Origin of the sequence: Lysinibacillus sp. NPDC093197, from assembly GCF_044754025.1 — a bacterium.
Classification (GTDB): Bacteria; Bacillota; Bacilli; order Bacillales_A; family Planococcaceae; genus Lysinibacillus.
In genome coordinates, this window is the sequence record NZ_JBIVOH010000008.1 from 57,982 (window position 1) to 83,713 (window position 25,732).

Consider the following 25,732-nt stretch of genomic DNA (forward strand, 5'->3'; position numbering starts at 1 on the left):
ATTGCTTTTGTTCGATACCGAATGTCGGGAGGTTTTAGCGATGGGACAATGGGAGATTTTTTTAAGTCCTTATAAACAAGCAGTAGATGAGTTAAAAATAAAATTAAAAGGTATGCGTTCCCAGTTTGGCATTGTCAATGCAAATTCGCCAATAGAATTTGTCACAGGACGAGTAAAGCCACTGGCAAGCATTTACGATAAAACGTTAGAAAAAGGACTAGCCTTTGAACCTTCGAAACAACTTGGCGACGAGCTTGGCGATATTGCGGGTGTTCGTATTATGTGCCAATTTGTAGATGATATTTCGACGGTGACAGAGCTAATAAGGCAACGTAAGGATATGCGCGTTGTTGAAGAGCGCGATTATATCACCCATAGTAAACCAAGTGGTTACCGTTCACATCATATGATTGTTGAATACCCCGTTGAAACCATTCAAGGAAAAAAGGTAGTGCTAGCTGAGATTCAGATTCGTACATTAGCTATGAATTTTTGGGCATCAATAGAACATTCACTAAATTACAAGTACAAAGGCATGTTTCCAGAGGAAATAAAAAATCGTCTGCAAAGTGCCGCAGAGGCTGCATTCCGGTTGGATGAAGAAATGTCATCGATCCGTAGTGAAATCCAAGAAGCACAGGCCTATTTTAGTGAATATAAAGAGGCATCGAATCCTAGTTTACTATCAGAGAAGGAGCGTGACTCACAATGAAATTTTCCATTCAATCACGTAGAGATGCACAATCGAATGAATTAATGGAGCTAGCAAAAACATATTTGCAAGACTTTGGATTAACATATGACGAAGAGACGCCTGAAATTGTTGTATCAATAGGTGGGGACGGAACGTTATTACATGCCTTCCATCGCTACTCACATTTGCTAGATCAGGTTGCGTTTGTCGGTATTCATACAGGTCATTTAGGATTTTATGCGGATTGGAAGCCTTCGGAATTAGAGAAATTGGTGTTATCCATTGCCAAGAAGGATTTTAATGTTGTTGAGTATCCTTTACTGGAAGTAAAAGTGGAGCATCATAATACTGATTCCAATACTTATTTGGCGTTAAACGAAGCGACGGTGAAATCACCGGATGTTACGCTCGTAATGGATGTAGAGTTAAACGGGAATCAGTTTGAGCGATTCCGTGGCGACGGTCTTTGTGTTTCGACACCTTCAGGTAGTACAGCCTATAACAAAGCCCTTGGAGGAGCTATTATTCATCCAACATTAGCGGCACTTCAAATTACTGAAATAGCATCTATAAATAATCGTGTTTTCCGTACGGTTGGCTCACCATTGATTTTACCAGCACATCATCACTGTGTTTTACGTCCAGTCAATGAGCAAAACTTTAATATGACAGTTGATCATATTCAAGTTACACAAGGCGATGTGAAATCCATTGCTTTTAATGTAGCCAATGAAAAAGTCCGCTTTGCACGCTTTAGACCTTTTCCATTCTGGGAACGTGTGCATGAGTCATTTGTTGCAAATGAATAATAGCGATACACGTTTTACGCTCCGTTTTTTAGCTGAAAAGGATGGCCAATTATTACGTGAAGCTTTAGCAGAATGGCAAATATCCAAACGAGCCTTAACAGCTATTAAATTTGAAGGAGGCTTATTGACGGTCAATGGTACCGAACAAAATGTACGTTACCCTCTTCAAATAGGTGATCAGGTAGAAGTAAAATTCCCACCAGAAGAGAAAAGTGATGGGCTTGCTATTGAATATGGCAAGCTTGCTGTTATTTACGAGGATGAGGCTCTGTTAGTGCTCGATAAACCAGCACATCAAAGTACCATTCCATCTCGTGAGCATCCAACTAAAAGTATTGCAAATGATGTTTGCGGCTATTTCGAACAACAGAGTTTAGCTTCTACTATTCATGTTGTGACAAGACTTGATCGGGATACATCTGGCTTGTTATGCATTGCAAAACATGCGCATATTCATCATCTAATGGGTCTAGCCCAACGCCTTGGTGAAGTGTCACGTGAATATGAAGCAATTGTACATGGACATTTAACAGAAGATTGGCAGTCTATCGTGGCGCCCATTGGACGAAAAGAATCGAGCATTATTGAGCGTGAGGTACGACAGGATGGCCAATATGCTCATACGGATGTAACAGTATTACAGCGTTTTTCTGTTCAAGGAGAGCCGATGACTCATATTCGCCTAAAGTTGCATACAGGTCGAACACACCAAATCCGTGTGCATATGAGTTATTTAGGTCATCCGCTCGTTGGTGATGATTTATATGGAGGGAGTCGCGAACTGATAGATCGGCAAGCATTACATTGCGTATCGTTATGTTTGCAGCACCCTCTAACAAAAGAGAAGCATTATTTCACTAGTCCGATAAAGGATGATATGAAACAAATATTAAATAATTGAGGAGGTGTTCGCAAAATCGGGCATCTCCTTATCATTTTTACTAAAAATAATTATCTTAATAGCATGTTAACAGAAAAATAACCAATTGTAGGGTATAGTATAGTAGAAAGTTGATGTTATCTAAAAAAAGAGTTTGCACAAACAGTACATGCACACTATTATATAAAAGGTAGATTTACATCAACGTATGTAAAATGAATTCAACGCTCGGAAGGAGGGGACAAGCATGATAGAGGAAAGAAATGAAAAGGATGATGTGCAATTCGACGAGGCACATTTACGAGGTATGCTCGAGACCAATGATATTACCGCATTCCGTGATGAGTTTTTAGAACTTCATCCATATGATCAGGCAACGTTTTATGAAAAGGTGGAGCCTGATATACGAAAGATCATCTATTCGTACTTGTCTCCGACGGAAATGGCTGATATTTTTGAGGCAATCGAATTAGATGATGATGAATATAAAGCATATTTAGCAGAGATGGATCCAGCATATGGTGCGGAAATGCTTTCCCATATGTATGCGGATGATGCCGCAGACGTTTTAAATGAGCTGGATACTCAGCAACGAGAAAGCTACTTAGGCATGATGGATGAAGAAACAGCTGGAGAGATTAATGAGCTTTTGAGCTATGATGAATATACAGCTGGTTCTATTATGACAACTGAATACGTGGCCATTCCTGAAAATTCTACAGTTCGTTCGGCAATGGCGATATTACGTAAAGAGGCACCGAATGCCGAAACGATTTATTATATTTTCGTAGTGGATGAAGTACATCGACTTACAGGTGTTATTTCTCTTCGTGATTTAATTATTGCTGACGAAGATACACTTATTCGCTCAATTATGAATGAACGAGTTGTAATGGTACATGTTGGAGATGACCAAGAGGAAGTAGCACAAATTATGAAAGATTATAATTTCTTGGCGACACCGGTTATTGATGATAAAGGTGAGCTTTTGGGGATTATTACAGTTGATGATATTATCGATGTTATTGATGAAGAAGCATCTGAGGATTACTCTAAATTAGCGGGTATTTCAGATATGGATAAATTTGATACAAGTCCTTGGCAAGCAGCGAAAAAACGATTGCCATGGCTTGTCGTATTATTGTTTTTAGGTATGCTAACAGCGAATTTAATGGGGCAGTTTGAAGATACATTAGATAAAGTTGCACTACTGGCGGTCTTTATTCCCCTCATCTCGGGTACATCGGGGAATAGTGGGACACAAGCATTGGCTGTTGCCATTCGAGGTATTGCTACAGGTGACGTTGAAGAACATAGCAAAATGAAACTGTTACTTCGAGAGGCTGGTACTGGAATTTTGACTGGTATTGTTTGTGGTATCATTGTTATCGGTATTGTATATATATGGAAAAACGAATTAATATTAGGCATGCTTGTAGGTGCGGCTATTTGTGGATCAATTTTAGTGGCAACTCTTGCTGGATCATTTATCCCTTTATTGATGCATCGCATGAAAATTGATCCAGCTGTTGCATCTGGTCCGTTTATTACAACGTTAAATGATATTACGAGTATTTTAATTTATTTAGGACTAGCGACAATGTTTTTAAGTCAAATAGGCTAAGAACCAATTTCTTCATTTTTGCATATTGTAGGGAAAAAAGGGAAGTGATAATTGTGGAGCGAGAGCCACGCTTATATATAAAATCACCAACTTATTTCTTAAACATTTCCAAAATGCTGCATGAGCTTGATTTGGATGAAAGTACGTCTGTGTACGTAAGGGATCAATATGAAAACGAGTCGAGTGAAGACGAAATGCTGCCAAAACAAATTGAAGAAAATGTCGAAATACAAGTACAAGATCAAATGGATGAATATATAATTAAACAGTTACAGTTTTTGGAAAAACCGTTTCGTCAGAAGGCCTATCAGCCATTATTAATAAGTTTGAAAGATGGCAGAAAGTTGAGTGGATCTGCCTCAGATATGCAATTAGATTCACTTATGTTAACGTCGAGGGAATTTAATACGCAAGAAATAATTCACTTTGAAGATATTGAACAAATATTATGGCGAGGGAAACAATTGCCAACATTATAAAAAAAGTGTACAGCAGAGGATGCTGTACACTTTTTTTTTATGTGTAGTGTGTCAAAGGAGAAAGACTTAATCACAAATCCCTAAGTCAACATCAGCGATACATTGTACAGCGCAGAAACAAGATAAATCCACAGTAATACAGCTATCAGTTGAGTTCCAATCATCTACTTTACAAATTTTCTTCATATTGACGCAGCAGCCATCACGACTTAATAAGTCAACTGTGCTTTCAGTAGAGTCATAAGTACATAAAGGTTCTAAAACACGTAAAGTAGCACAGCATTCATCAAACATATCTTCGACACGGAAAAATACTGATGTACATTTACATGGATCTGCTGATGGTGAGCTAAAGAATGCTTTAAATGGAGTACCGTCTTTTGTAATTAACATAAATACGCGTGTATCTGCTGCTGAACGTGCAGGACTTACAATCCCGCCTAGTGGTTCTAAGAAACAATTTGCTGTACATGGGGAACACTCATCTCGCACCGCTTGATTTTGAATATCTAAAATTGCACGAACTACGTCACAAACGCAGCCTGCTGAATGGATAGGTCCAATAGGATTTGTTGGTTTACCACAACCCATATCGTCACCTCCTTTCTTTCTAACTACTTCTACAATATGTACTTTTAGAAAATGGAATCGGGCTTTCGTTTACTTATTCAAATGAATAGTTTTTTTCTGTGTGGAGAAACTGAGAAGAAAAGGAGGGTAAATACTTGAGGTTATTAAGAATGATGTTGCCTCTTTTAGTCTGTATGACATTGCTTATTGGATGCACGGAAAAAGAAAAATTTATTGTCTATGGTTCTCCGCAAAATGAAGAAGAGCTTGAGTCCTTATTAAAAGAAGAAAAATTTGTTGAAAAAACAACTGTTATTCAATATGACGATAAAATGCTTGTAGCAGTGCAAATTAAACCAATAAAAAAATGGAACAAGACTAAATTAGAGAAAAAACTACAAAAGAAGTTTGATGAAAAATACCCTAACAAAGAAATTTTCGTTTCAGCTGATTATAAAATATTTTATGAAGCAAATAAAATAAAAAAGGATCAACTTGAAGATAATAAACTAAGCGAAAAAATTACTGAGCTAGAGAAGCTTGCAAAGGAGGAAACATAATGGAAAAAGAGCAATATCAAAAACTTGAGCAAAATATAACACCGACTCCACCCTACTTAAAAAATGCTGTAAAAGCATTCGTAGTAGGAGGTTTAATTTGTACAATCGGACAAGCAGTTTCTCTTTTTTATATCGTTTTCTTTAATTTCACGGAAGCAACTGCTGGGAATCCAACGGTAGCAACAATGGTGTTTTTCGCAATGATCTTGACTGGCTTAGGTTTATACAAAAAAATTGGTCAATTCGCTGGAGCTGGTTCGGCAGTTCCAGTTACAGGGTTTGGTAACGCCGTTATATCGGCTGCAATTGAACATAAATCTGAAGGTCTCGTACTTGGTGTTGGCGGTAACTTATTTAAATTAGCTGGATCTGTTGTGTTATTTGGAGTAGTATCTGCATTTTTTGTAGCACTTATTAAATATATTCTTGTGACGATAGGGGTGGTTTCATGGTAATCATATTTCCATCAAAACCATCGTTGTTAGCTGGTGGCGTGGTGGCAGGACCGTTAGAAGACCGTAGTACTTTTAAACAATATTTTGATACAATCTACGACGATGAGCGCTGGCAAATGGAAACAAATGAACAAGGCCATCGAAAAATGATTGAAGAAGCATGTGAAATTGTGATGAAAAAAGGTGGCATTTCAACTGGAGAAGTCGATTTTTTGTTAGGTGGCGACTTAGTTAATCAAATGACACCTACTAATTTTGCTGCAAGGGAATTAGCCATCCCATTTATCGGATTATTTTCAGCATGTGCTACCTCTGTTTCTGCTGTTATTGTAGCTAGCCTTTTAACTGAGCTTGGAGCAGCGAATTTATCAATTGCCGGTGCTTCAAGTCAGCATAATGCGATAGAACGGCAATTTCGCTATCCTATCAATTATGGGGCGCAAAAACCTCAAACGGCGCAGTGGACAGTAACGGCTGCTGGGTATGCGCTTATTGGAAAACATCAAGAAGACGCTCCATGTATTGAAGCGGCGACGGTTGGAAAGGTTATTGATTATGGAATGGATGATCCATTTCATATGGGCGCTGCAATGGCACCTGCAGCCTTTCAAACGATTAAGTCACATCTTGAGGACCGCAAGCAAGAAATATATCATTATGATTTAATTTTAACGGGTGATTTAGGACAGCTTGGCTTAAAACTTCTTAAAGGGATGCTTGTAGAGAGTGGCATAAAAAATGAAGAACTAACACTTTTACGCGATGCTGGAGCAGAATTTTACGGTCAAGATGAAGCATTTCAATCTGGGGCAAGTGGAGCAGGTTGTTCAGCGGCTGTTTTTTTTAGTTATGTTATTCAAGAACTCCGAGCAGGCACATATAAACGAGTGCTTCTTGTAGCGACAGGTGCGCTACTATCTCCACTTTCATTCCAGCAAAAAGAAACAATTCCATGTACGGCACATGCGATAGAAATTACAATGAAATGAGGCAAAAGCATGGTTACGACATTTATTTTTGCATTTATTATAGGAGGCATTATCTGTGTTATCGGTCAATTATTAATGGATGTTGGTAAATTGACACCAGCACATACATTAAGTACGTTAGTTGTCGTTGGTGCCATTTTAGATGGAATGGGTTTATACGAGCCGCTCATTCATATGGCGGGTGCAGGTGCCACAGTACCTATTACATCATTTGGTAACTCTTTAACACATGGTGCAATGGCGGAAGCAGAAAAACATGGATTAGTAGGCGTGTTAACTGGAATGTTTGAAGTAACAAGCTCAGGAATCAGCGCTGCTATTGTTTTCGGATTTATAGGAGCATTAATTTTTAAACCAAAAGGGAATATTGACTAGACGAATACCCCTCTCTAATCTGCAACTTTACATATTATAGGTTGTAGAAGGGAGGGGTGCTTTTATGGGATATCAGGGCTGGTGTGCACAACCTTATGCAGGGATGAATAGCTGGAACAATAATTATTGTGGAGGTAATAACAATAGTGGCTATGGCTCAACATTTGTCTTAATAGTTGTCCTATTCATTCTTCTAATTATTGTTGGTGCTACTTTCGTTAACTAATTTTCTAGCTATTAGTGATTGATAAAAAGTTTTATATTATTTAGGCTTTAACTTCAATTCTGTGAGTATATAAATAACTTACTAAATTAGGTTAAAGCCTCCAACAGTTGTCATAGATGTTTTGTACAAAAGCTATGGGCTACAAATCATTAGCGACAATGATGTTGAGGTGGAATTGATAGGAGGGGGAACATGCATCGCTCGTTTTTTAATTCGATTGAGCAAAAGACAGGCGTTTCAATGGATGAAATCTTTGCATTAGCAAATGCAATTCAACATGCTGATTTTACCAATGAAAAACAAGTAAGAAAAATTGTACGTCGTGTCGGCAAAGTGTCTAATAGACAAATCACACAAGAGCTTGAAGATAAAATAGTAAAGTCTATTATTCAAGATGGTGCTTCACTAGACTTCGACAAGCTTGCTAAAATGATGAAGTAATGCTGAAAGCTAGCGTTATTTAATATATAAAAGAGCTTAAATGGCTACTTAAAATAGAAAACTATCTTTAAAAAAAGGTGTTACGATTATGCTTTGGCATATCGTAACACCTATTAATTAAATTATTTTTTCCATTGCTCGATGTGGTATACCGGCATCCATAAATTCTGGAGATGTTACCGTATAGCCAAGCTTTTCGTAAAAAGGAACAGCGTAGCTTTGCGCATGGAGTTTTAATTTCTTCTGGTCAATGGAAGTCGCGTAGTTTTCCATTTCCTTCATTATTAAGGCACCCAGTTTTTTGCCACGCTGACTTTGCAAAATACATACGCGTTCAATTTTTGCAGTATGCTCTTCAATGCTACGAAGACGAGCAGCACCAACAGGTTCATCGCCCTCATACATAATGAAATGTGTTGCAGTTTCATCTTGCGCATCACATTCTAAATGAAGTGGAACACCCTGTTCCTCTACAAAAACCTTTTTTCGAACAGCAAATGCATCGTCATGTTCTTTCTCTGTTTCAACTATCTTAACGTTATACAAAAATTATTCAGCTCCAGTCAATCGGAATGTTTCATATGTTGTCCATGACCCATCTTCCAATTGATATAAAAGATGAATACGATCAATACTATCTTTTTCATCAACCCCTGTCATGCGGAGTTGGCCAAAAATATCATCATGCTCTGAATCAGTCATTTTTTGTGCAATTGTAATGTGTGGGACAAAAACATGTTTAGAATCCCCAAAAGGAATTTTTTCTTCAATCACACGATGGAATGCTTGTAATTGTTCAGTTGGTTCGATGCGGAAATAAATCGCATTTGTTGTTGGGAAAAACGAACTAATGCGTGATGCGTGAATGCTTAAAGGTGCATGATTGGCAGCAATGTCATCTAATTGCTTCACGATGGATTGAATATCCTCTTCCGTTGCATCAAAGCTGTCCTTTAACGTCATATGCGGTGTAATCTTTGCATAATGCGGATCGTAACGTTTGCGATACGTGTTCGCTAAATCTTGCAATTTTTTTGATGGAAAAGCCACAATTCCGTACTTCATAGTCCATTACCTCCCGTAAATAAACAATTTTTCTATCTAAGTATAACAGAAAATTAAAAATACGTAATTTGAATCGCCCAACATTAATTGAAATTTTCAATTAATGCACGTCTTAAATCAGGTTTCCAATATTTCCATGTATGATTTCCATCGAACTCTTCATAAAATGTAGAAAAGCCTTTGCTTAACATAAGATTATGCAACTGACGATTTGGTGTTAAGAAATCTTTTATAGTTTTATCCATTGTTACAACTTTATCTTCGTTTTTGCCAACGATATGATAAATAGAAATTGCCCCTGGATCTTTGAAGTGTTCAACAGCTTTCAGTACATCTTCGTCAACATAAGGTGATTGCAAAATAACTTTTCCAAAAATGCTTGGGTACTTTAAAGCAGCCATTAAGGAAGCGGTTGCAGCCATAGAATCACCGATGACAGCACGACTCATACCCATCTGGTACGTTGCATATTCAGCATCCAAATAAGGAACAAGTTCATGTGCTAGAAAGCGCAAATAGGCTTCGTGTTGTTCACCACTCGGAATATATTTATGACGGCGATCTTTAATATCTTTATATGGAACAAATGCAATGATTAAATTCTCGATTTCATAGTCATCGATAAGTTCATCGGCTAGTTTTGTAATACCTCCTAGTTGGAAATAGTCCTTACCGTCTGATGCGATTAAAATATTATATTTGTATAGTGGAGAATAATTAGCAGGGACATAAATATATAGCTCTAATTCCTCCTGCAATGCTTCACTATAGAATTTTAAATCTTGTACAGTTCCCTTATCCAATGATGACACTCCTTCATGTGTTTGTGACAAAATTGTACCATATTACGTAAGTAAAGGTATAATAGGTTGGGCTAGCATTATACTAGCAAAAAATCTGAAATGAGGGTTAGTTATGCATGATAAAAGTATTCGCGTACATTCAGAAGAAGTGGCGAAAGCAGCTCAAGCTGCACTAATTCGTCGTGGTGTAGAGTTAGAGGACATTGCTGAAATTGTTTATGAAATGCAAAAATCCTATAATGTAGGGTTAACATTAGAGCATTGTATTCATTCGGTTGAACGTGTATTGCGTAAACGTGAAGTCCAGCATGCTGTATTAGTTGGAATAGAGCTAGATGAATTAGCCGAAAAAGGGCTATTATCATCACCTCTTCAACAAATTATCGAATCCGATGAAGGATTATTCGGAGTAGATGAAACAATTGCGCTGGGGTCTGTGTTTACATATGGAAGTATAGCTGTAACAACATTTGGACATTTAGATAAACAAAAAATCGGTATCATAAAAAAACTCGACACAGAGCCAGGACATCATGTTAATACATTTTTAGATGATTTAGTGGGCAGTATTGCGGCTTCTGCTGCCTCTCGTATTGCTCACCGTATGCGTGACTTAGAAGAAGAAGGCGAAACATTTGCGGATATTGAGCCAGAAGAGCTTGGTCCAAAACCAAAACCACATAATGAAATTTAAAATATTATTTAAATAAAGAGCCTCTCAAAAGTTTTGGGAGAGCTTATAATGACAAAAGGTATCAAGAAGTTTCAATCTTGATGCCTTTGTTGTTTTTTTATGTTGATGGTTATAAAGTAGAATTTCCTTACCAACGTTCAGTTGATTAAAGTGAAGGGCGTCGACTCCTGCGGGAACAGCACAAAACGTAAGACGCAACAAACCGCGAGCTAGCGAGGGTTGCGGCTTACGTTGTGCCCGCGGAAAGCGCGCCCGTAACGGAAATCAACGACAGTAATCCCCTTTGACGTTATAGTGTTTAGTAATTTTTATGACCTATTAGCAATGTTCCACCATCTACATAACTTGCATAACATAGCTTGATATTTTATTTGAGACGGAAGATTTTTTATTGGTAGAGTCATACTCGGAGTAAAATTGAAAAATTCTTCAGAAGACAAATCAAATTCATTGTGATATTAGTCGACTTTATTGATAATATAATTAAATAAAGTTTTGTAATAATGATGTAAGAAGAGAGGTACTGAAAATGAGTGACAAAGATATTAAAACGTTAATTACTAGCGGAACAATTATTTTTGCTGTTATTTTGTATTTAATATTCAGATAAATTTTAAATCTTCAGTTTAAAATAACTGAGGATTTTTGATTTTAGAGAAATAAGTGTATGGAATTTAAAAATATAGTTTAACTTTAAGGAAGTAGGATATTGAATTGAAAAAATTATTATTAGCTTTGTTCTTTTCAACATTGATTATTAGTGGATGTACAGAAGAATCTAGCACCGTAAGTGGTAAAGCTGAAGATATACAAGGAATTGTAGCTTCAATAAAGGAAACTGCTGAAAAGCATGATATAAGTAAATTTGAAGAATATGAGCTACAGGATGTAATTGACGGAGACACAATAAGAATAAAATATAATGGTAGCTCTGAAAAAGTGCGTTTTCTACTTGTAGATACTCCTGAAACGAATCACGAAACGTTAGGAGTACAACCTTTTGGGCCAGAAGCGAAAGAATTTGCAAAGCAACTACTAGCTGGACAAGATACAGTTTATTTAGAATTTGATGTTTCGTATCGGGATAAATATAAAAGATTACTAGCATATGTATATACGAAAGATGGAATTAGTGTTCAAGAGCAACTATTGAAAAATGGATTAGCACGCGTGGCTTATATTTATGATCCAAATACAAAGCATGTCGATTGGTTTAAATCCATTCAAAAAACTGCGCAACAATCTGCTATTGGTATTTGGTCAGTTGAAGACTATGTAACAAATCGCGGTTATGATAAAGAAGCGTATTATGATGCTGTGAAAGATGAAAATCCAACTAAAGCAGATGAAGATGACTCAAATAATACTAGCAGTAATGAGAGCTGTAAAATTAAAGGGAATATTAATTCCAAAGGTAATAAAATATACCATATGCCAGGACAACGGGATTATGACAATACAGTAGCAGAAGAAATGTTCTGTACTGAGGAAGATGCAGTGGAAAATGGGTTTGTTCCAGCAAAGCAATAAAATAGTTGAAGTGTTATATTTTTAGATTTGAAGCATCGACAAATAAAGTAATAAACGTTCATGTAATCTATGGGTAAGCGCCAAATACAACACACCTTCAACGAATTAAACCTCCAACTACAATTATGGAAACGAATGTAGTTGGAGGTTTTTTTTTATGAAATGATTAGAACGTAAGCTGTTATGGCAATCTCGTATTTAAGCTTTTCACATAAGTGGCGAATCAAGCCGCTTGGTGTCCCAAAAAACTTGGCGTAAATCCAATTCACTTCTGAACATCGCATGCCCAAATACTAAAAAAACCGAACGACTTTCCAATAGTCGTTCGGTTTTTTAAATTTACTTTTTACTTTTTTGCGTTTGTTTTTCCTCCTCTACGGGCTTCGGTAAACCGATGACCGGGTCACCGAGTAAAGGTGTAGATAGGGCATACATGCCATGGTTTGAAAATGCCCAAATTAAATTTCGGTCCCATTCGACGAAAATGCCGTGTACCGGATTAGAATGGTCGCTTGTCGTAGTTGTACCATCTTCATTTGGAATTTCTCCAGACATCTTCGGCGCAAAGTATGCTTCGATTGTTGATTCTGTTGGGTTGGTTACGTCAAAAATTTGGACACCTGCATTGTAGAAGGCGTAAGGGATATATTGGTCGCTCGGAACACCTGGATTAATGGTTGCATAGCCACTCCGCTTCGGTCCAAAGCTGCCGCGACGTTGGCAAAAGTCTGTGAATGGTGCTGATTCTGGTGGTGTCGGGCGTTTTAACGTACTAATGATTTTAGGCTCAAGCGGATTGTTGACATCGATTGCGTAAATTTCCTTATAAGGCTCATGGCAATCTTCGCTAAGTGGATAGCCGCTATAGTAAACAATGCCTGTGCTTTCGACTTTGGAAACGTCAATATTATCCCCTTCAGTACCGCTAACACTCATTGGCATCTCAATATGCGAAACCGTTTTCATATTTGCCGGATCGGATATGTCGACAATATAAAACCCAAAGCCACCCATTGCTGCATAGCCGTATTTGCCACCCTTTTCTACAGGTGTGGGAATGAATAGCGGCATGCGAGCACCCATCCATGTTGTTTTGTTGCCAGCATGGGGGTTTTTATTATAGGCTGCTTCTTCGCCTACACGTTGACCTGGCACCCACCAAGTTGAAAGACGTTTCGGATTAGATGGGTCTGAAATATCAAAGGCCATTTGTGCACCTGAGTATAAATAGCTTTTATACTCTGTATTGATGAAGGAATCATCAGGTGCACCTGCAACAAATAAATAATCTCCACCATCATAGACAGGTACGTCTTGACAGCCAGAGCCTTCTTGTACAAGGTCACTTGCATTTGCTTTCGCATCTAAAGGTGTTTCAGATAGCAGCTCCCATTCTGAAAATAATGGGCTTGTCACTTCAAAAATGCGGAATCCACGCAGCATTTCTTTTTCTTTAATAGCCTTAACTTGCTCAGGGTATTCATACTTATTCGATAGAACACCATAACGTGGTACTTCGTAACATTGAACGGCAACTGTTTTGTCCAACTTTTTATTGTATTTTACTGTCATTGGACCGAAGCGTTTGTCTCCCTTATCTGTGTCAATTAATTTATTGGCGATACGCTTGGCATTTTTAGGATCTGTAATATCGAATACATTGTACATATCTGTTTCAAGATCGTATAAATAGCGACGACCGTCTAGATCGAATGTAGCTTGCCAGCTATGTCCCCAACCAATAACGTATGGATAGAATGCTTCTACATTCATATTTTTTGTATATTGATTTTGATCTAGATAAGGCAAACTCCCTTCAAATGGTTGTGGACCTTCATTATCCGGTGTTGCGGCTGGGTGAGTGAAAATCCCTGTCTTCGCATCATAGCCCCAGCTGTCAGGCGCGGGCTCTTTTGGTTCACCTGGTAAAAGCTTTGTTGTGCCTTCCGTTTTATTTGGCAGCGGTGCATCAGGTGCATTTTTGTTCAGACCTGCGCGCGGTGCTTCCTGCTTTTCTTCTTTTTTAGCTTCATCGTTCGCAAAGGCAATGCCTAAAGACAAGAAGAAAATAATGGCCATCATAAGAAAGGCAAAAGCTGAATTACTCAGAAAAGGATGTAACTTAAATTTTTTCATCAACGCAATCCCCCTAGAAATCTATGAATTTTTTAAAGCGTAAGAGCATTTTACTAAAGACATGTAGATTGTATAGGTGACAAATAAGTTGAAGCTGAAAAATTGTGAAATTTAGTTGTTCCGGAACTAAATAAATACTACAATCATATATGACACGGTGTCAACTTTTTATTTTCTGAATATTTAGACTATCCTAAATTTGAGTCTTCTATCCTACCTATACGCTAAAATTAGATCTCAAACAAAATAAAAAAATAGATTAATATGAATCTCCTATGGACTAACCTAATCATAAGACAATATAAAACACCTCTAAAATGGGCTAGCGATATGTAAATCATTTGGGAGGTGTTTTTTTATAGGGAAAGTCTTCAGAAGATAAATCGTAAAGGATATGAGGAAGGAAAATAAAAAAATTAGGCTACTTAACTCCCCTAGAATTTGGGAAGCAAGTAGCCTAATTGGGTTGTTTTCTATGTGTCTCAATGACTAGGTCAGTTCTTAATCAGGGTTTTTTATTTGTATAACCCATCGATATACATTGTTGTAATCGTCCAAGCAATATCCTCAATGGACTCGGACGTATCATCACGCACGAGGTCCCATTGGTGGTTTTCATTGATTAAAAACCATGAGCGTGCGACGATATCGATTTTTAAATCTGACCGTACTAAGCCTTGACTTTGCGCATATGTAATATCGCGGATAATAAAATGAATGTTCGTTTTTCGAATGTCATCCCACTTTTCATTCACGGCAGGGGAAAGGCTAATCGCTTCTGCGAATACTTTCATAATATCTTTATTGGATTTTGCCATCGTTAAAAAAGCAGTGACTTGATTCAGGACAAGCTCTTTTGCTTCTTCTTTGCTAGTAGGTAAGAAAGGTGTGTGGGCCATATCAAGAAATTCTTGCATGACTGTTTCCATGAGAGCAATTAAAATCTCGTCTTTTCCTTTGAAGTGTACGTAAGCCGTCCCATAACCAGTTTCTGCTCTCTTAATAATTTGAGTAATAGTAGTTTTTTTAAAGCCAAATTCGTAGAATAAGTCACGCGCGGCATCCAATAATTTTTGTTTCGTTGCGATAGAGCGCATATTTCTTCCGTCGATTTGCTTCGTTTCTTCACTCATTAAATGACCTCCAAGATATGACTTATTTTATTTATAATAAGCGTGCTATTGCTTGATAATCCAATGATTTATTTCATTTAATCATAGCCCATAAGAAATATTTTTACAAATGACGTTGAAAAAATTTGGTAAAAATAATATTGACACTATGTCAACTTTATTTTAGACTATGAACATATTCAGAAAATTTAAAAAATGGGGGAAAGAATTTTGGGAACTAGAGAAAGCGTTTACAACAAAGAGCATGCAAAACAATATGATGCGAATGATTCATTTCGATCATACCGCGATGAATTTTATTTACAATCAGGTGTTATTTACATGGATGGCAATTCCTTAGGCTTAATGTCCAAAAGAGCCGAGGGAAATGTCCATGAATTAATGGAATCATGGAAAGCATACGGAATTAAAGGGTGGACAACTGGTAAGTATCCATGGTTTTTCATTTCAGAGAAGCTCGGTGAAATGTGTGCACCGCTAATCGGAGCTGAGAAAAACGAAGTCATTATTGCCGGTTCAACGACTTCCAATATTCATCAAGCTGTCGCAACATTTTATAAACCAGAAGGGCGACGAACAAAAATTTTAGCGGATGAATTAACATTCCCATCAGATATTTATGCCTTACAGAGTCAAATAAAGTTAAAAGGCTATAATCCAGATGAGCATTTAGTACGTGTGAAAAGTCGTGATGGCAAGCTAATTTTAGAAGAGGATATTATCGCAGCGATGACAGATGAGATAGCGCTCATATTGCTGCCAACTGTCCTTTACCGAAGTGGTCAGCTACTAGATATAAAACGCTTAACTGCCGAAGCACACGCAAGAGGCATTTGCATTGGCTTTGATGCTTGTCATTCCATTGGGGCAATTCCGCATTACTTCAGTGAGTGGAATGTTGATTTTGCTATATGGTGTAACTATAAGTATCTCAACGGTGGTCCTGGTTCAGTCGCTGGCTTGTATGTGAATAAAAAACATTTTGGCATTCATCCGGGCTTAGCTGGCTGGTACAGCTCCAAAAAAGATAAACAGTTTGATATGGCACATTCATTAGATGTGGAAGAATCTGCAGGGGCATTTCAAATGGGTACACCGCACGTGCTGAGCTTAGCCCCTATTATCGGCTCATTAGAAATGTTTGCGGAGGCTGGTATCGAAAATATTCGTCAAAAATCATTAAAGCTTACACGTTATATGATGGACTTAATCGAGCAAGAGCTAACTGAGCTTGGCTTTTCAATTGGCAATCCAAATGAAGATGATAGACGAGGAGGGCATGTTTGCTTAGAGCATGATGAGGCGATTCGAATTTGCAAAGCTTTAGTTGATAAGGGTGTCATTCCAGACTTTAGACCGCCTAACATTATTCGTCTCGCACCAATCGCCTTTTATACGTCATTCGAGGAGGTGTGGGAAACCGTCGAAATATTAAAGGAAATCGTGACTGAAAAGCAATATGAAAAGTATGGGATGGAAAGAAATGTAGTATCTTAAACGACAATATCAAAGGGGGAAAATGTATGTCACAAGACAATCGTTTGCAAGATATCGTTGAAAGAGAAAAGGGATTAAGTCAGAGCTTAACAACACGCCAGCTAACGATGATTGCCATCGGGGGAGCAATCGGGACCGGGTTATTTTTAGGGAGTGGCTTGGCAATTGGCTTGGCGGGACCGAGTGTCATTATTAGCTATACAATCGGTGCATTAATTGCATTATTACTCATGGGCTGCTTAGCAGAAATGACTGTAGCTCATCCAGTGACAGGGTCGTTTGGTGCCTATGCAGAGAAGTATATTAATCCATGGGCTGGCTTTTCGGTACGCTATTCGTATTGGTTTAGTTTAGTATGTGCAATCGGGACGGAGGTTACAGCTGTAGCCGTTTATATGAAGTATTGGTTTCCGACCGTGCCTGCCATCGTTTGGATAATCTTGTTTGCAGCAGTGCTTTTGTATGTGAATGCAACAACGGTCAAATTATTTGGTGCTGTTGAATATTGGTTTTCAGTCATTAAAGTAGCTGCGATTGTTGGATTTATTATTCTAGCAGTATATGTCATTGTTGGCGCGGATAGTGGCACAGCTATTGGGACTCAAAATTATACAAATAACGGTGGTTTCTTCCCTAATGGGGTATGGGGCATGTGGATTGCTATATTTGTATCGCTGTTCAGTTATTTAAGTATTGAAATGATTGCTGTTAGTGCTGGTGAAGCAAAGGATCCAGAAAAAGCAGTACCGATTGCGCTTCGTTCAGCCGTTGTTCGACTTGTGCTGTTTTACTTATTAACGCTATCTTTAATGCTGATGATTGTGCCATGGGGGATGGCAGGAATCGATAAAAGTCCATTCGTAAAAGTAATGGAAATTATGAATATCCCAGGAGCAGCAGCTATTATGAATTTCGTCGTACTTGTAGCAGCGCTTTCTGCAATGAATAGTCAATTATATATTTCTACACGTATGATGTTTTCTTTATCAAGAGGTGGCTACGCGCCGAAAGTATTGGGGAAATTAAATAGCAAAAACGTACCTTCAGTTGCATTATTTGCTTCTGTTATCGGTATCGCCATCGCGACAATTTTTACAGTTGTCAGACCGGATGCGGCTTTTGCAACGATGATTTCGCTTTCTAGCTTTGGTGCGATGTTTGCTTGGTTTATGATTTTTATTACACACCTGTTCTTCCGTAAAAAATGGAATGAAACGAACGGGCGCAAATTACCGGTAAGAATGATTGGTTATCCGTACTTAACAATTTTCGGTGCAGTCCTGTTAACGTCTGTTGTACTATCAACATGGTTCTCACCTGACTTTAAACCCACATTAACACTCGGATTCCCTTGGTTAATCTTTATTACAGCTTGTTATTTCTTGTGGAAGAAGGCGAACACGAAATCTCCGGTTATTGTAGAAGATACTACAGAGAGTTCGGGAAGCGGGATTATTTAGCAGTAGGCAATCATGGTAATTAAAGTCGGTAAGCGATTTCAACACGGTATTAAAATCCATAAAAAAATATAAATATAAAATTTTAGAGGAGTGGGTTTCGTATGGCAAAATTACAAGCATTTAATCTATTAAAATGGATCGAAGAAAATAAGGACTCTTTAAAGCCACCTGTTAACAACAAAGTGCTATGGGAGGATTCGGAGTTTATTTGTATGATTTTGGGCGGACCTAATCGCCGTCGAGATTTCCATGTCGATCCATCTGATGAGTTCTTTTATCAAATTAAAGGCGATTGCTTCGTTGAGATAATTAATGAAGGAAAGCGTGAAGTGATTACAATTAAAGAAGGGGAAGTGTTCATGCTACCAGCGAATGTGCCGCACTCTCCTCATCGAATTGCCGACACATTTGGACTTGTCGTAGAAAGGAAGCGGGCAGAGGGAGAGCTAGAGGACTTCGTATGGTTCTGTGAAAACTGCGATCAACAAATGCACAAAAAAACGGTGCAATTAACAGATATCGAAACACAAGTGAAAGGTGCAATCGAAGAATTTAATGGTAGTTTAGAGCTGCGCACATGTAAAAATTGCGGTCATGTAATGTCTGAAGAAGTGAGTTTATGGCAATGCGAGTAGATTTCCATACTCATATTATTCCAGAAGATATTCCTAACTTTGTAGAGAAGTTTGGCGGAGAGCGCTGGCCAACATTAGAAAAAACTTGTACATGTGGTGCGAATATTATGGTAGCAGGTCAAGTGTTTAGAGAAGTGACAGACCAAGTATGGAGCCCAGAAAAACGCATACAGGATATGGATGCTGAAGGGGTGGATATACAAGTATTGTCCCCGATTCCTGTGACGTTCTCCTATTGGGCGGAGGCACATGCGGCAGAGGAAATGGCTCGTATTCAAAACGACTTTATTGCGAATACGGTGAAGCAATATCCGAAGCGATTCATCGGTATTGGCACAGTGCCACTCCAAGATGTAGAGGTAGCTATTCGTGAAATGGATCGTTGCATACATGAGCTAGGGCTTAAAGGCATCGAAATCGGGACGAATGTAAACGGCAAAAATTTAGACGACCCAGCTTTTACAGCATTTTTCGAAATGGCGGAGAAATGGGAAGTGCCTTTATTTATTCACCCGTGGGAAACGCTCGGGAAGGACCGAATGCCGCGCCATAATTTTATGTACACGGTAGGGATGCCGAGTGAAACTGCGCTTGCTGCTGCTAGTCTTATTAACGGCGGAGTTATCGAAAAATTCCCAAAACTTAAAGTGTGTTTTGCACACGGTGGCGGCTCTTTTCCTTATATTTTACCTCGCTTAGATCAAGGGTGGAAAGTATGGCCACATCTACGCTTAACGAGTAAACCACCGAGCTATTATGCGAAAAATTTCTATTTCGATTCTTTAAATTATGATCCGCTAAATCTTCAATATTTAATCGACCGATTTGGAGCAGACAAAATTGTGATGGGCTCAGACTATCCCTTCCTATTAAGGGAAATCACACCAGGGAAAATAGTGGATGAGACACTTCATCTTTCAGAAGAACAAAGAAGGGATATTTTAGGGAGAAATGCCTTAGCCTTTTTAAATATCGAGATAAAGGAAGAGATCGAATCATGACACCAGAGGAAAGACTTGCACAGTTAGGACTTGAATTACCATCTTTACGTCCTGCTTGGGGAGACTATGTAGGTTGTGTAAGGACAGGCAATCTCTTATTTACCGCAGGACAGGGTGTGGATCAGTACCACGGTAAGCTAGGGAGAGATTTGACGACAGAAGAAGGCTATTTAGCAGCACAACAATCGATGCTAAACCTACTCAGTGTAGTGAAACATGAAATAGGCGAATTAAGTAAAGTGAAGCAATTTGTCAAAGTATTAGGGATGGTAAATTGCACGGAGGATTTCATTGAGCAGCCAAAAGTAATGAACGGAGCCTCAGATTTAATTGGGAAAGTTTTCGGAGAGAAGGGTAAGCACGGGCGCTCTGCTGTTGGAATGGCTCAATTACCTAATAATACAGCAATCGAAATAGAGATGATTATTGAAATCGAAGAATAGGAGGAGTGGCATTGATTAATGAAAAAGTAATCGAAGAAAAATATTTAAAAGATGCCAAACTATTCATTGGTGGCGATTATGTAGACGCCTTATCAGGTGAAACTTTTAATACGATTAATCCCGCTACAAATGAAATATTAGCATCCGTAGCAAATGGCGGACATGAGGATGCAAAGCGCGCAATTGATGTTGCACATAAAGCATTTGCTAGTGGTGTATGGAGCAAGATGCCTGTTGAGGAACGCTCGCGGATTTTATGCAAAATGGCTGATTTAATAATGAAGAATGTTGAAAAACTTGCCTATGTTGAAACGTTAGACGTAGGTAAGCCAATACGGGAGAGTCTTGAATTTGATATTCCACGAGCGGCTGCTAACTTCCGTTTCTTCGCTGAGATGGCGAAATATATGACGCACGAGCATTATGATCAAAGCAAGCATTTTTCATATGTACAATATGCCCCAGTCGGTGTGACAAGCTTAATTATTCCATGGAACTTGCCGTTTATGCAAATGACGTGGAAGGCATCTGCTGCTCTTGCTGTAGGTAATACCGTTGTAATCAAGCCTGCTTCATATACACCGCTAAGTGCCATCATGCTTGGAGAAATAGCAAATGAGGCGGGATTACCTCCAGGTGTGCTAAATATTTTGACAGGTCCAGGTGGTATTGTAGGAACAGAAATGGCGACAAACCCTGCTGTGAGGAGAATCTCCTTTGTAGGTGAATCAAATACAGGAAAAACGGTTATGCGTAATGCTGCTCAAAATTTAATCCCAGTTTCGTTAGAGCTTGGTGGGAAATCAGCTAATATTGTGTTTGAAGATGCTGATTTAGAAGAAGCAGTAGCAGGATCCATCGAAGCCATTTATCGCAATCAAGGAGAAATTTGCTTAGCAGGTTCTCGTATTTTAGTGCAGGAAAGTATTTATGATCAATTTTTAGATAAATTCGTGGCAGCTGTGAAACAAATTAAAGTTGGAAACCCGCTCGATATGACAACAGATATGGGTGCTTTAGTTTCTAAGGGGCATTTAAAGCTAGTAGATGAGTATGTGCAAATTGGTCTAGCTGAGGGGGCGAAATTAGCATACGGCGGTAAGGCTGTCGCTTCACTACCTGAAGGGAACTTCTATGAGCCGACCGTTTTGTACGATGTCAATAATGGTATGCGCGTTGCTCAAGAGGAAATATTTGGTCCTGTCCCTGTCATTATTCCATTTAAAGCAGAAGAAGAAGCTATTCAGATAGCGAACGATTCTATTTATGGATTAGCAGGGGTAGTATGGACGAATGATTTACGGAGAGGACAGCGTGTGACAGCCCAAATTCATGCGGGCTTATTATGGGTGAATTGCTGGTACGTGCGGGATTTAAGAACCCCATTTGGAGGAGCGAAAGCTAGTGGTATTGGGCGCGAAGGCGGTCGTCATAGCTTTGAGTTCTATAGTGAAATAAAAACAATTACCGTAAAAAAATAAGGAATGAATAAACAAACAAACAAACAAAAGCTGGTATAGCAACCGCCTTTTGTTTGTTTTACTAAGGAGAGTGAATGGTGGTGTCAGAGAAAATTAAGCAATATGCCACACAGTTACTGACAGCTGAAAAAACAAAGCAAAGCATCGTTCCTTTAACAGAGTCGGATGCAAGTTTAAGCATAAAGGATGCTTATGAAATACAGCTTGAAATAGTAAAAATGAAGCTGGACGAAGGTCGACACATCGTTGGTAAAAAGGTTGGTTTAACAAGCGTAGCGATGCAAAAAATGCTCCATGTAGATGAGCCAGATTATGGTCATTTATTAGATGATATGGTGTTTGGAAATGAAGCTATTGTAAAAGTGTCTAGCATGCTCTCCCCAAAAATTGAAGCGGAAATTGGTTTTGTACTAGGAGAGGATTTAGTAGGACCGAATGTAACCTTTCTCGATGTCATGATGGCTACTGACTATATCGTGCCAACAATTGAAGTAATTGATAGTAGAGTAGAGGATTGGCGCATTAAATTAATTGATACAGTAGCTGATAATGGCTCGTCTGCAAAGGTCATCGTCGGGCATGAAAAGACGAAGGTAAATGAAGTTGATTTACGGACAGCAAGTATGGCACTTTACAAAAATGGGGAGCTACTCGCAACAGGGGCAGGGGCTGCTGCACTAGGACACCCGGCACACGCAATTGCTTGGTTGGCAAATAAATTACATGAGTTTGGCATTACACTTAAAAAGGGCGAGCTTATTTTACCTGGCGCTTTATCTGCGGCAGTTGTAGTAAATGCTGGAGATAGTATTGAAGCAAAATTTGGGGGCATCGGTACAGTAACGGTTCACTTTGAATAATGGGAAAGGAGAGAAGGATATGGGCAAAATCAAAGCGGCTATACTAGGCACAGGAAACATAGGCACTGATTTGCTTTATAAATTAGAGCGCAGTGAAGTGATTGAAGTTGTGGCGATGATTGGGATAGATTCACAATCAGAAGGTTTGAAGCGTGCAGCAGAGAAAGGGTATGCGACATATTCAAATGGCATCGAAGCTATCGTTGCCAATTCTAACATGGCGGCTATCGTGTTTGACGCCACATCAGCGAAAGCTCACGTACGCCATGCGAAAGTATTGAAGGAGCTAGGGATTTTAGCGATTGATTTAACACCAGCAGCAAGAGGACCGTTCTTTTGTCCGGCAGTGGGGACTACGGAAAACTTACTCGATTTACACAATGTCAATATGATTACGTGTGGTGGCCAGGCGACGATTCCAATCGTCTATGCGGTCAACCAAGTTGCAGATGTACTATATGGGGAAATTGTGGCGACTATTTCAAGCTTAAGTGCAGGTCCAGGGACGAGGGAAAATATTGACGAGTTTACGATTACGACGCGCCGTGGAATCGAAGAAGTAGGTGGAGCAAATACTGGAAAAGCGCTCATTATTTTAAATCCGGCAGACCCACCTATCCTTATGCGAGACACGATTTATTGTGAAGTGAAAAATATGAAAGAAGAGGAAATTCGCCACTCTATTTATACAATGGTAGAGAAAGTGAAGGCATATGTGCCAGGCTATCGTCTAAGACAGGAGCCATTATTTGATGGCAACCGTGTAACAATCTTTATAGAAGTAGAAGGTGCTGGAGATTATTTCCCTCCATATGCAGGGAATTTAGATATTATGACAGCTGCTGCGACACGTGTTGCAGAAGATTTTGCGCGGGCCATGTTAGAGAGAACGACATTAGAGACGCATTAAGAAAGGGGGCAGTATACATGAATTCGCAAGTTAATAAACCAATTCGATTAACAGAAGTGTGCCTCCGAGATGGCAGTCATGTCGTGGCACATCAATTTACAGAGCAGCAAGTACGAGATGTTGTGAGAGGGTTAGATGATGCAGGCATGCATTATATAGAAGTAAGTCACGGAGATGGCCTTGGGGGCTCCACTTTTCAGTATGGCAAATCACTCGTTAATGAGATGAAGCTCATTGAAGCAGCTGTTGCTGCATGCACTAAGTCAAAAGTTGCTGTGCTGTTAATACCAGGGATTGGTACTGTACACGAATTGAAGCAGGCAAATGACTTAGGTGCTCGCTTAGTGCGTGTTGCTACACATGTAACAGAGGCGGATGTGTCAGCTCAACATATGAGCAAGGCACGCGAGCTAGGGATGGAGACAGTAGGTTTTTTAATGATGGCTCATTCTGCACCTGTGGAAAAGTTAGTGGAGCAAGCGAAGAAAATGGAAAGCTACGGTGCTGAAGCGGTCTATATAACAGATTCTGCTGGCGCATTGCTGCCGCATGAGGTGCGTGAGCGTGTGCGCGCTTTACGACAATCGTTGCAAATAGAAGTAGGATTCCACGCTCATAACAATTTATCTATGGCAGTGGCGAACACGGTCGTTGCTATAGAGGAAGGAGCGACACGTATTGACGGGAGTGTGCGCTGTTTAGGAGCAGGTGCAGGGAATACTCAGACAGAAGTGCTATTAGCTGTGCTAGACCGCATGGGAATAGATATAGGTATTGATTTATATAAAATGATGGATGTCGCAGAAAATATTGTAGGCCCTCTCTTGCCAGGCTCGCAGGAAATTCGAAAGGGGAGCTTAGTGTTAGGGTATGCAGGGGTGTACTCAAGCTTCCTGCTTCATGCAGAGCGTGCGGGGAAGAAATTTGGTCTTGATCCACGCGATATACTTATCGAATTAGGTAAACAAAAAGTAGTAGGTGGTCAGGAGGATATGATTATCGATGTCGCTGCTGAGCTCGCAAAAAAAAGGGAAATTGAGGTGTGAAAATGACGGTACAAATAAATCAGCAAAAAATGGTTGATTATTTATATGAGGCAGAGCGTGATGTAAAGGAAGTCATCAAGCTGACAGACGACTACCCACAGTTGACGATACAGGATGCTTATCGTATACAGGATGCTTTACTAGCACGCAAGCTAGAGGAGAATGGCACGAAGCAAGTAGGCGTGAAGCTAGGTTTAACGAGTAAAGCAAAGCAGCAGATGATGGGAGTCAATGAAGCGATTTATGGCTATTTACATAGTGATATGCTCGCACTAGAATGGGAAGCGATTGAATTTTCACAGCTTATTCACCCGAAAGTTGAGCCTGAGATTGCCTTTTTTTTAGGTGAGGACTTGGCAGGGGAGGCGGTTACAGAGGCGGATGTTGTAAAGGCAACGAAATACGTCGCACCTGCCCTTGAAGTAATAGATAGCCGTTATAAAGATTTTCGCTTTACATTAGCAGATGTTATCGCAGATAATTGTTCCTCGGCGAAATTTATAGTGGGTAGTAAGTGGGTTTCTCCTCACATGCTTGATTTGGGACAAATTGGCATGGTTCTAAGTAAAAACAGCACTGTGGAGCAAACAGGCTCAAGCGCTGCTGTATTAGGGCATCCTGCTACTGCCATTGTGTGGGCAGTGAAAGAATTAGCCAAGGTAGGAAAAGGCTTTAAAAAAGGCGATATTATTTTAAGTGGTGCGATGTCTGAGGCGATTTCTTTTCAGCCAGGGGATACAGTTGTAGCAGATTTCGATGTGCTTGGCAGTGTGACATTATCTTGTAATTAAAGGACAGTGCTTCTTTCTTCTCAATTGTGAAAAGTCGATTGCAACCTCCTTTACTTTAAATGAGAGCATCTGGAAATGAAGTTTTATTTCCAGATGCTCTTTTAACGGTTTATAAAGGGAGAATCGCTGTTTAATGTGGAAACGG

Annotated in this window: 29 protein-coding genes; 23 read left to right on the top strand and 6 right to left on the bottom strand. The window is 39.2% G+C overall.

The genetic code is table 11. The features are described from left to right. Positions 1 to 40: 40 nt before the first annotated feature. From yjbM to ACIP9G_RS18280, 5 genes are all read left to right on the top strand, one after another. Positions 41 to 712: a GTP diphosphokinase gene (yjbM, locus tag ACIP9G_RS18260; protein ID WP_340826276.1), complete on the top strand. Its 672-nt coding sequence runs from the start codon at positions 41 to 43 to the stop codon at positions 710 to 712. Next, positions 709 to 1,503, top strand: coding sequence for an NAD kinase (locus tag ACIP9G_RS18265; protein ID WP_340826274.1), 795 nt, complete (start codon positions 709 to 711; stop codon positions 1,501 to 1,503). The genes yjbM and ACIP9G_RS18265 overlap by 4 nt, the downstream gene beginning before the upstream one ends. Then, the gene (locus ACIP9G_RS18270; protein WP_401021199.1) at positions 1,478 to 2,404 is read left to right on the top strand and encodes an RluA family pseudouridine synthase; all 927 of its coding nucleotides are present in this window, start codon (positions 1,478 to 1,480) and stop codon (positions 2,402 to 2,404) included. Before ACIP9G_RS18265 ends, ACIP9G_RS18270 begins: the two co-directional genes overlap by 26 nt. Positions 2,405 to 2,630: 226 nt before the next feature. Then, positions 2,631 to 4,007: a magnesium transporter gene (mgtE, locus tag ACIP9G_RS18275; protein ID WP_340826271.1), complete on the top strand. Its 1,377-nt coding sequence runs from the start codon at positions 2,631 to 2,633 to the stop codon at positions 4,005 to 4,007. A 53-nt stretch (positions 4,008 to 4,060) separates the two neighbouring features. Then, positions 4,061 to 4,486, top strand: coding sequence for a hypothetical protein (locus ACIP9G_RS18280; RefSeq protein WP_401021202.1), 426 nt, complete (start codon positions 4,061 to 4,063; stop codon positions 4,484 to 4,486). A gap of 66 nt (positions 4,487 to 4,552) precedes the next feature. Here the strand turns inward: ACIP9G_RS18280 and ACIP9G_RS18285 are convergent, their stop codons facing one another. After that, on the bottom strand, positions 4,553 to 5,077 hold the full coding sequence (locus tag ACIP9G_RS18285) for a CotY/CotZ family spore coat protein (protein WP_340826268.1): 525 nt from the start codon (positions 5,075 to 5,077) through the stop codon (positions 4,553 to 4,555). Between the two features lie 134 nt (positions 5,078 to 5,211). Between ACIP9G_RS18285 and ACIP9G_RS18290 the strand changes: the two genes are divergently transcribed. The 6 genes from ACIP9G_RS18290 (at position 5,212) to ACIP9G_RS18315 (ending at position 8,102) form a co-directional block, all read left to right on the top strand. Further along, positions 5,212 to 5,616 carry a YhcN/YlaJ family sporulation lipoprotein gene (locus tag ACIP9G_RS18290; protein WP_401021205.1) on the top strand — a complete coding sequence of 135 codons (405 nt, stop codon included), beginning with the start codon at positions 5,212 to 5,214 and terminating at the stop codon, positions 5,614 to 5,616. Continuing rightward, on the top strand, positions 5,616 to 6,071 hold the full coding sequence (gene spoVAC / locus ACIP9G_RS18295; protein ID WP_340826265.1) for a stage V sporulation protein AC: 456 nt from the start codon (positions 5,616 to 5,618) through the stop codon (positions 6,069 to 6,071). The genes ACIP9G_RS18290 and spoVAC overlap by 1 nt, the downstream gene beginning before the upstream one ends. Then, the gene (locus tag ACIP9G_RS18300; RefSeq protein ID WP_401021207.1) at positions 6,065 to 7,060 is read left to right on the top strand and encodes a stage V sporulation protein AD; all 996 of its coding nucleotides are present in this window, start codon (positions 6,065 to 6,067) and stop codon (positions 7,058 to 7,060) included. Before spoVAC ends, ACIP9G_RS18300 begins: the two co-directional genes overlap by 7 nt. 9 nt (positions 7,061 to 7,069) lie before the next feature. Beyond that, positions 7,070 to 7,435 (top strand): stage V sporulation protein AE, encoded by a 366-nt coding sequence (gene spoVAE / locus ACIP9G_RS18305; RefSeq protein ID WP_340826262.1) that lies wholly within the window; start codon positions 7,070 to 7,072, stop codon positions 7,433 to 7,435. A gap of 64 nt (positions 7,436 to 7,499) precedes the next feature. After that, complete coding sequence (locus tag ACIP9G_RS18310) at positions 7,500 to 7,661, top strand: YjcZ family sporulation protein (RefSeq protein ID WP_401009779.1); 162 nt, start codon at positions 7,500 to 7,502, stop codon at positions 7,659 to 7,661. Between the two features lie 192 nt (positions 7,662 to 7,853). Next, positions 7,854 to 8,102 carry a stage VI sporulation protein F gene (locus tag ACIP9G_RS18315; RefSeq protein ID WP_340826260.1) on the top strand — a complete coding sequence of 83 codons (249 nt, stop codon included), beginning with the start codon at positions 7,854 to 7,856 and terminating at the stop codon, positions 8,100 to 8,102. A gap of 117 nt (positions 8,103 to 8,219) precedes the next feature. Here the strand turns inward: ACIP9G_RS18315 and ACIP9G_RS18320 are convergent, their stop codons facing one another. From ACIP9G_RS18320 to ACIP9G_RS18330, 3 genes are all read right to left on the bottom strand, one after another. After that, on the bottom strand, positions 8,220 to 8,648 hold the full coding sequence (locus ACIP9G_RS18320) for a GNAT family N-acetyltransferase (RefSeq protein WP_340826259.1): 429 nt from the start codon (positions 8,646 to 8,648) through the stop codon (positions 8,220 to 8,222). A 3-nt stretch (positions 8,649 to 8,651) separates the two neighbouring features. After that, positions 8,652 to 9,167: a YjcG family protein gene (locus tag ACIP9G_RS18325; protein WP_401009774.1), complete on the bottom strand. Its 516-nt coding sequence runs from the start codon at positions 9,165 to 9,167 to the stop codon at positions 8,652 to 8,654. Positions 9,168 to 9,250: 83 nt separating this feature from the next. Beyond that, positions 9,251 to 9,970: an alpha/beta hydrolase gene (locus tag ACIP9G_RS18330; protein ID WP_340826256.1), complete on the bottom strand. Its 720-nt coding sequence runs from the start codon at positions 9,968 to 9,970 to the stop codon at positions 9,251 to 9,253. 112 nt (positions 9,971 to 10,082) lie between these two features. Between ACIP9G_RS18330 and ACIP9G_RS18335 the strand changes: the two genes are divergently transcribed. Beyond that, a complete protein-coding gene (locus ACIP9G_RS18335) occupies positions 10,083 to 10,664 on the top strand; it encodes a phosphatidylglycerophosphatase A family protein (RefSeq protein ID WP_340826254.1) in 582 nt (193 codons plus the stop codon). 714 nt (positions 10,665 to 11,378) lie between these two features. Further along, positions 11,379 to 12,194: a thermonuclease family protein gene (locus ACIP9G_RS18340; protein WP_401021210.1), complete on the top strand. Its 816-nt coding sequence runs from the start codon at positions 11,379 to 11,381 to the stop codon at positions 12,192 to 12,194. Between the two features lie 339 nt (positions 12,195 to 12,533). Here the strand turns inward: ACIP9G_RS18340 and ACIP9G_RS18345 are convergent, their stop codons facing one another. Continuing rightward, positions 12,534 to 14,330, bottom strand: a complete 1,797-nt coding sequence (locus tag ACIP9G_RS18345) for an LVIVD repeat-containing protein (RefSeq protein ID WP_401021213.1) — start codon at positions 14,328 to 14,330, stop codon at positions 12,534 to 12,536. Between the two features lie 515 nt (positions 14,331 to 14,845). Continuing rightward, positions 14,846 to 15,463, bottom strand: coding sequence for a TetR/AcrR family transcriptional regulator (locus tag ACIP9G_RS18350; RefSeq protein WP_340826251.1), 618 nt, complete (start codon positions 15,461 to 15,463; stop codon positions 14,846 to 14,848). Between the two features lie 210 nt (positions 15,464 to 15,673). Here ACIP9G_RS18350 and kynU point away from each other — a divergent pair, with 210 nt between their 5' ends. The 10 genes from kynU (at position 15,674) to ACIP9G_RS18400 (ending at position 25,587) form a co-directional block, all read left to right on the top strand. Next, entirely contained in the window at positions 15,674 to 16,960 is a 1,287-nt protein-coding gene (kynU, locus tag ACIP9G_RS18355) for a kynureninase (protein WP_401021216.1), read from the top strand. Between the two features lie 26 nt (positions 16,961 to 16,986). Next, positions 16,987 to 18,420: an amino acid permease gene (locus ACIP9G_RS18360; RefSeq protein WP_340826249.1), complete on the top strand. Its 1,434-nt coding sequence runs from the start codon at positions 16,987 to 16,989 to the stop codon at positions 18,418 to 18,420. A gap of 101 nt (positions 18,421 to 18,521) precedes the next feature. Further along, the gene (locus ACIP9G_RS18365; RefSeq protein WP_340826248.1) at positions 18,522 to 19,055 is read left to right on the top strand and encodes a 3-hydroxyanthranilate 3,4-dioxygenase; all 534 of its coding nucleotides are present in this window, start codon (positions 18,522 to 18,524) and stop codon (positions 19,053 to 19,055) included. Further along, positions 19,046 to 20,056: an amidohydrolase family protein gene (locus ACIP9G_RS18370; protein WP_401021443.1), complete on the top strand. Its 1,011-nt coding sequence runs from the start codon at positions 19,046 to 19,048 to the stop codon at positions 20,054 to 20,056. The genes ACIP9G_RS18365 and ACIP9G_RS18370 overlap by 10 nt, the downstream gene beginning before the upstream one ends. After that, positions 20,053 to 20,499, top strand: coding sequence for a RidA family protein (locus tag ACIP9G_RS18375; protein ID WP_401021219.1), 447 nt, complete (start codon positions 20,053 to 20,055; stop codon positions 20,497 to 20,499). The genes ACIP9G_RS18370 and ACIP9G_RS18375 overlap by 4 nt, the downstream gene beginning before the upstream one ends. Before the next feature lie 11 nt (positions 20,500 to 20,510). Next, positions 20,511 to 21,980 (top strand): aldehyde dehydrogenase, encoded by a 1,470-nt coding sequence (locus tag ACIP9G_RS18380; RefSeq protein ID WP_401021221.1) that lies wholly within the window; start codon positions 20,511 to 20,513, stop codon positions 21,978 to 21,980. A gap of 74 nt (positions 21,981 to 22,054) precedes the next feature. Beyond that, positions 22,055 to 22,840, top strand: a complete 786-nt coding sequence (locus tag ACIP9G_RS18385) for a 2-keto-4-pentenoate hydratase (RefSeq protein ID WP_401021223.1) — start codon at positions 22,055 to 22,057, stop codon at positions 22,838 to 22,840. 19 nt (positions 22,841 to 22,859) lie between these two features. After that, positions 22,860 to 23,750: an acetaldehyde dehydrogenase (acetylating) gene (locus tag ACIP9G_RS18390; protein WP_401021226.1), complete on the top strand. Its 891-nt coding sequence runs from the start codon at positions 22,860 to 22,862 to the stop codon at positions 23,748 to 23,750. A 17-nt stretch (positions 23,751 to 23,767) separates the two neighbouring features. Beyond that, a complete protein-coding gene (dmpG, locus tag ACIP9G_RS18395) occupies positions 23,768 to 24,796 on the top strand; it encodes a 4-hydroxy-2-oxovalerate aldolase (RefSeq protein ID WP_340826243.1) in 1,029 nt (342 codons plus the stop codon). A 2-nt stretch (positions 24,797 to 24,798) separates the two neighbouring features. Then, the gene (locus ACIP9G_RS18400; protein ID WP_401021228.1) at positions 24,799 to 25,587 is read left to right on the top strand and encodes a 2-keto-4-pentenoate hydratase; all 789 of its coding nucleotides are present in this window, start codon (positions 24,799 to 24,801) and stop codon (positions 25,585 to 25,587) included. Positions 25,588 to 25,732 lie beyond the last annotated feature (145 nt).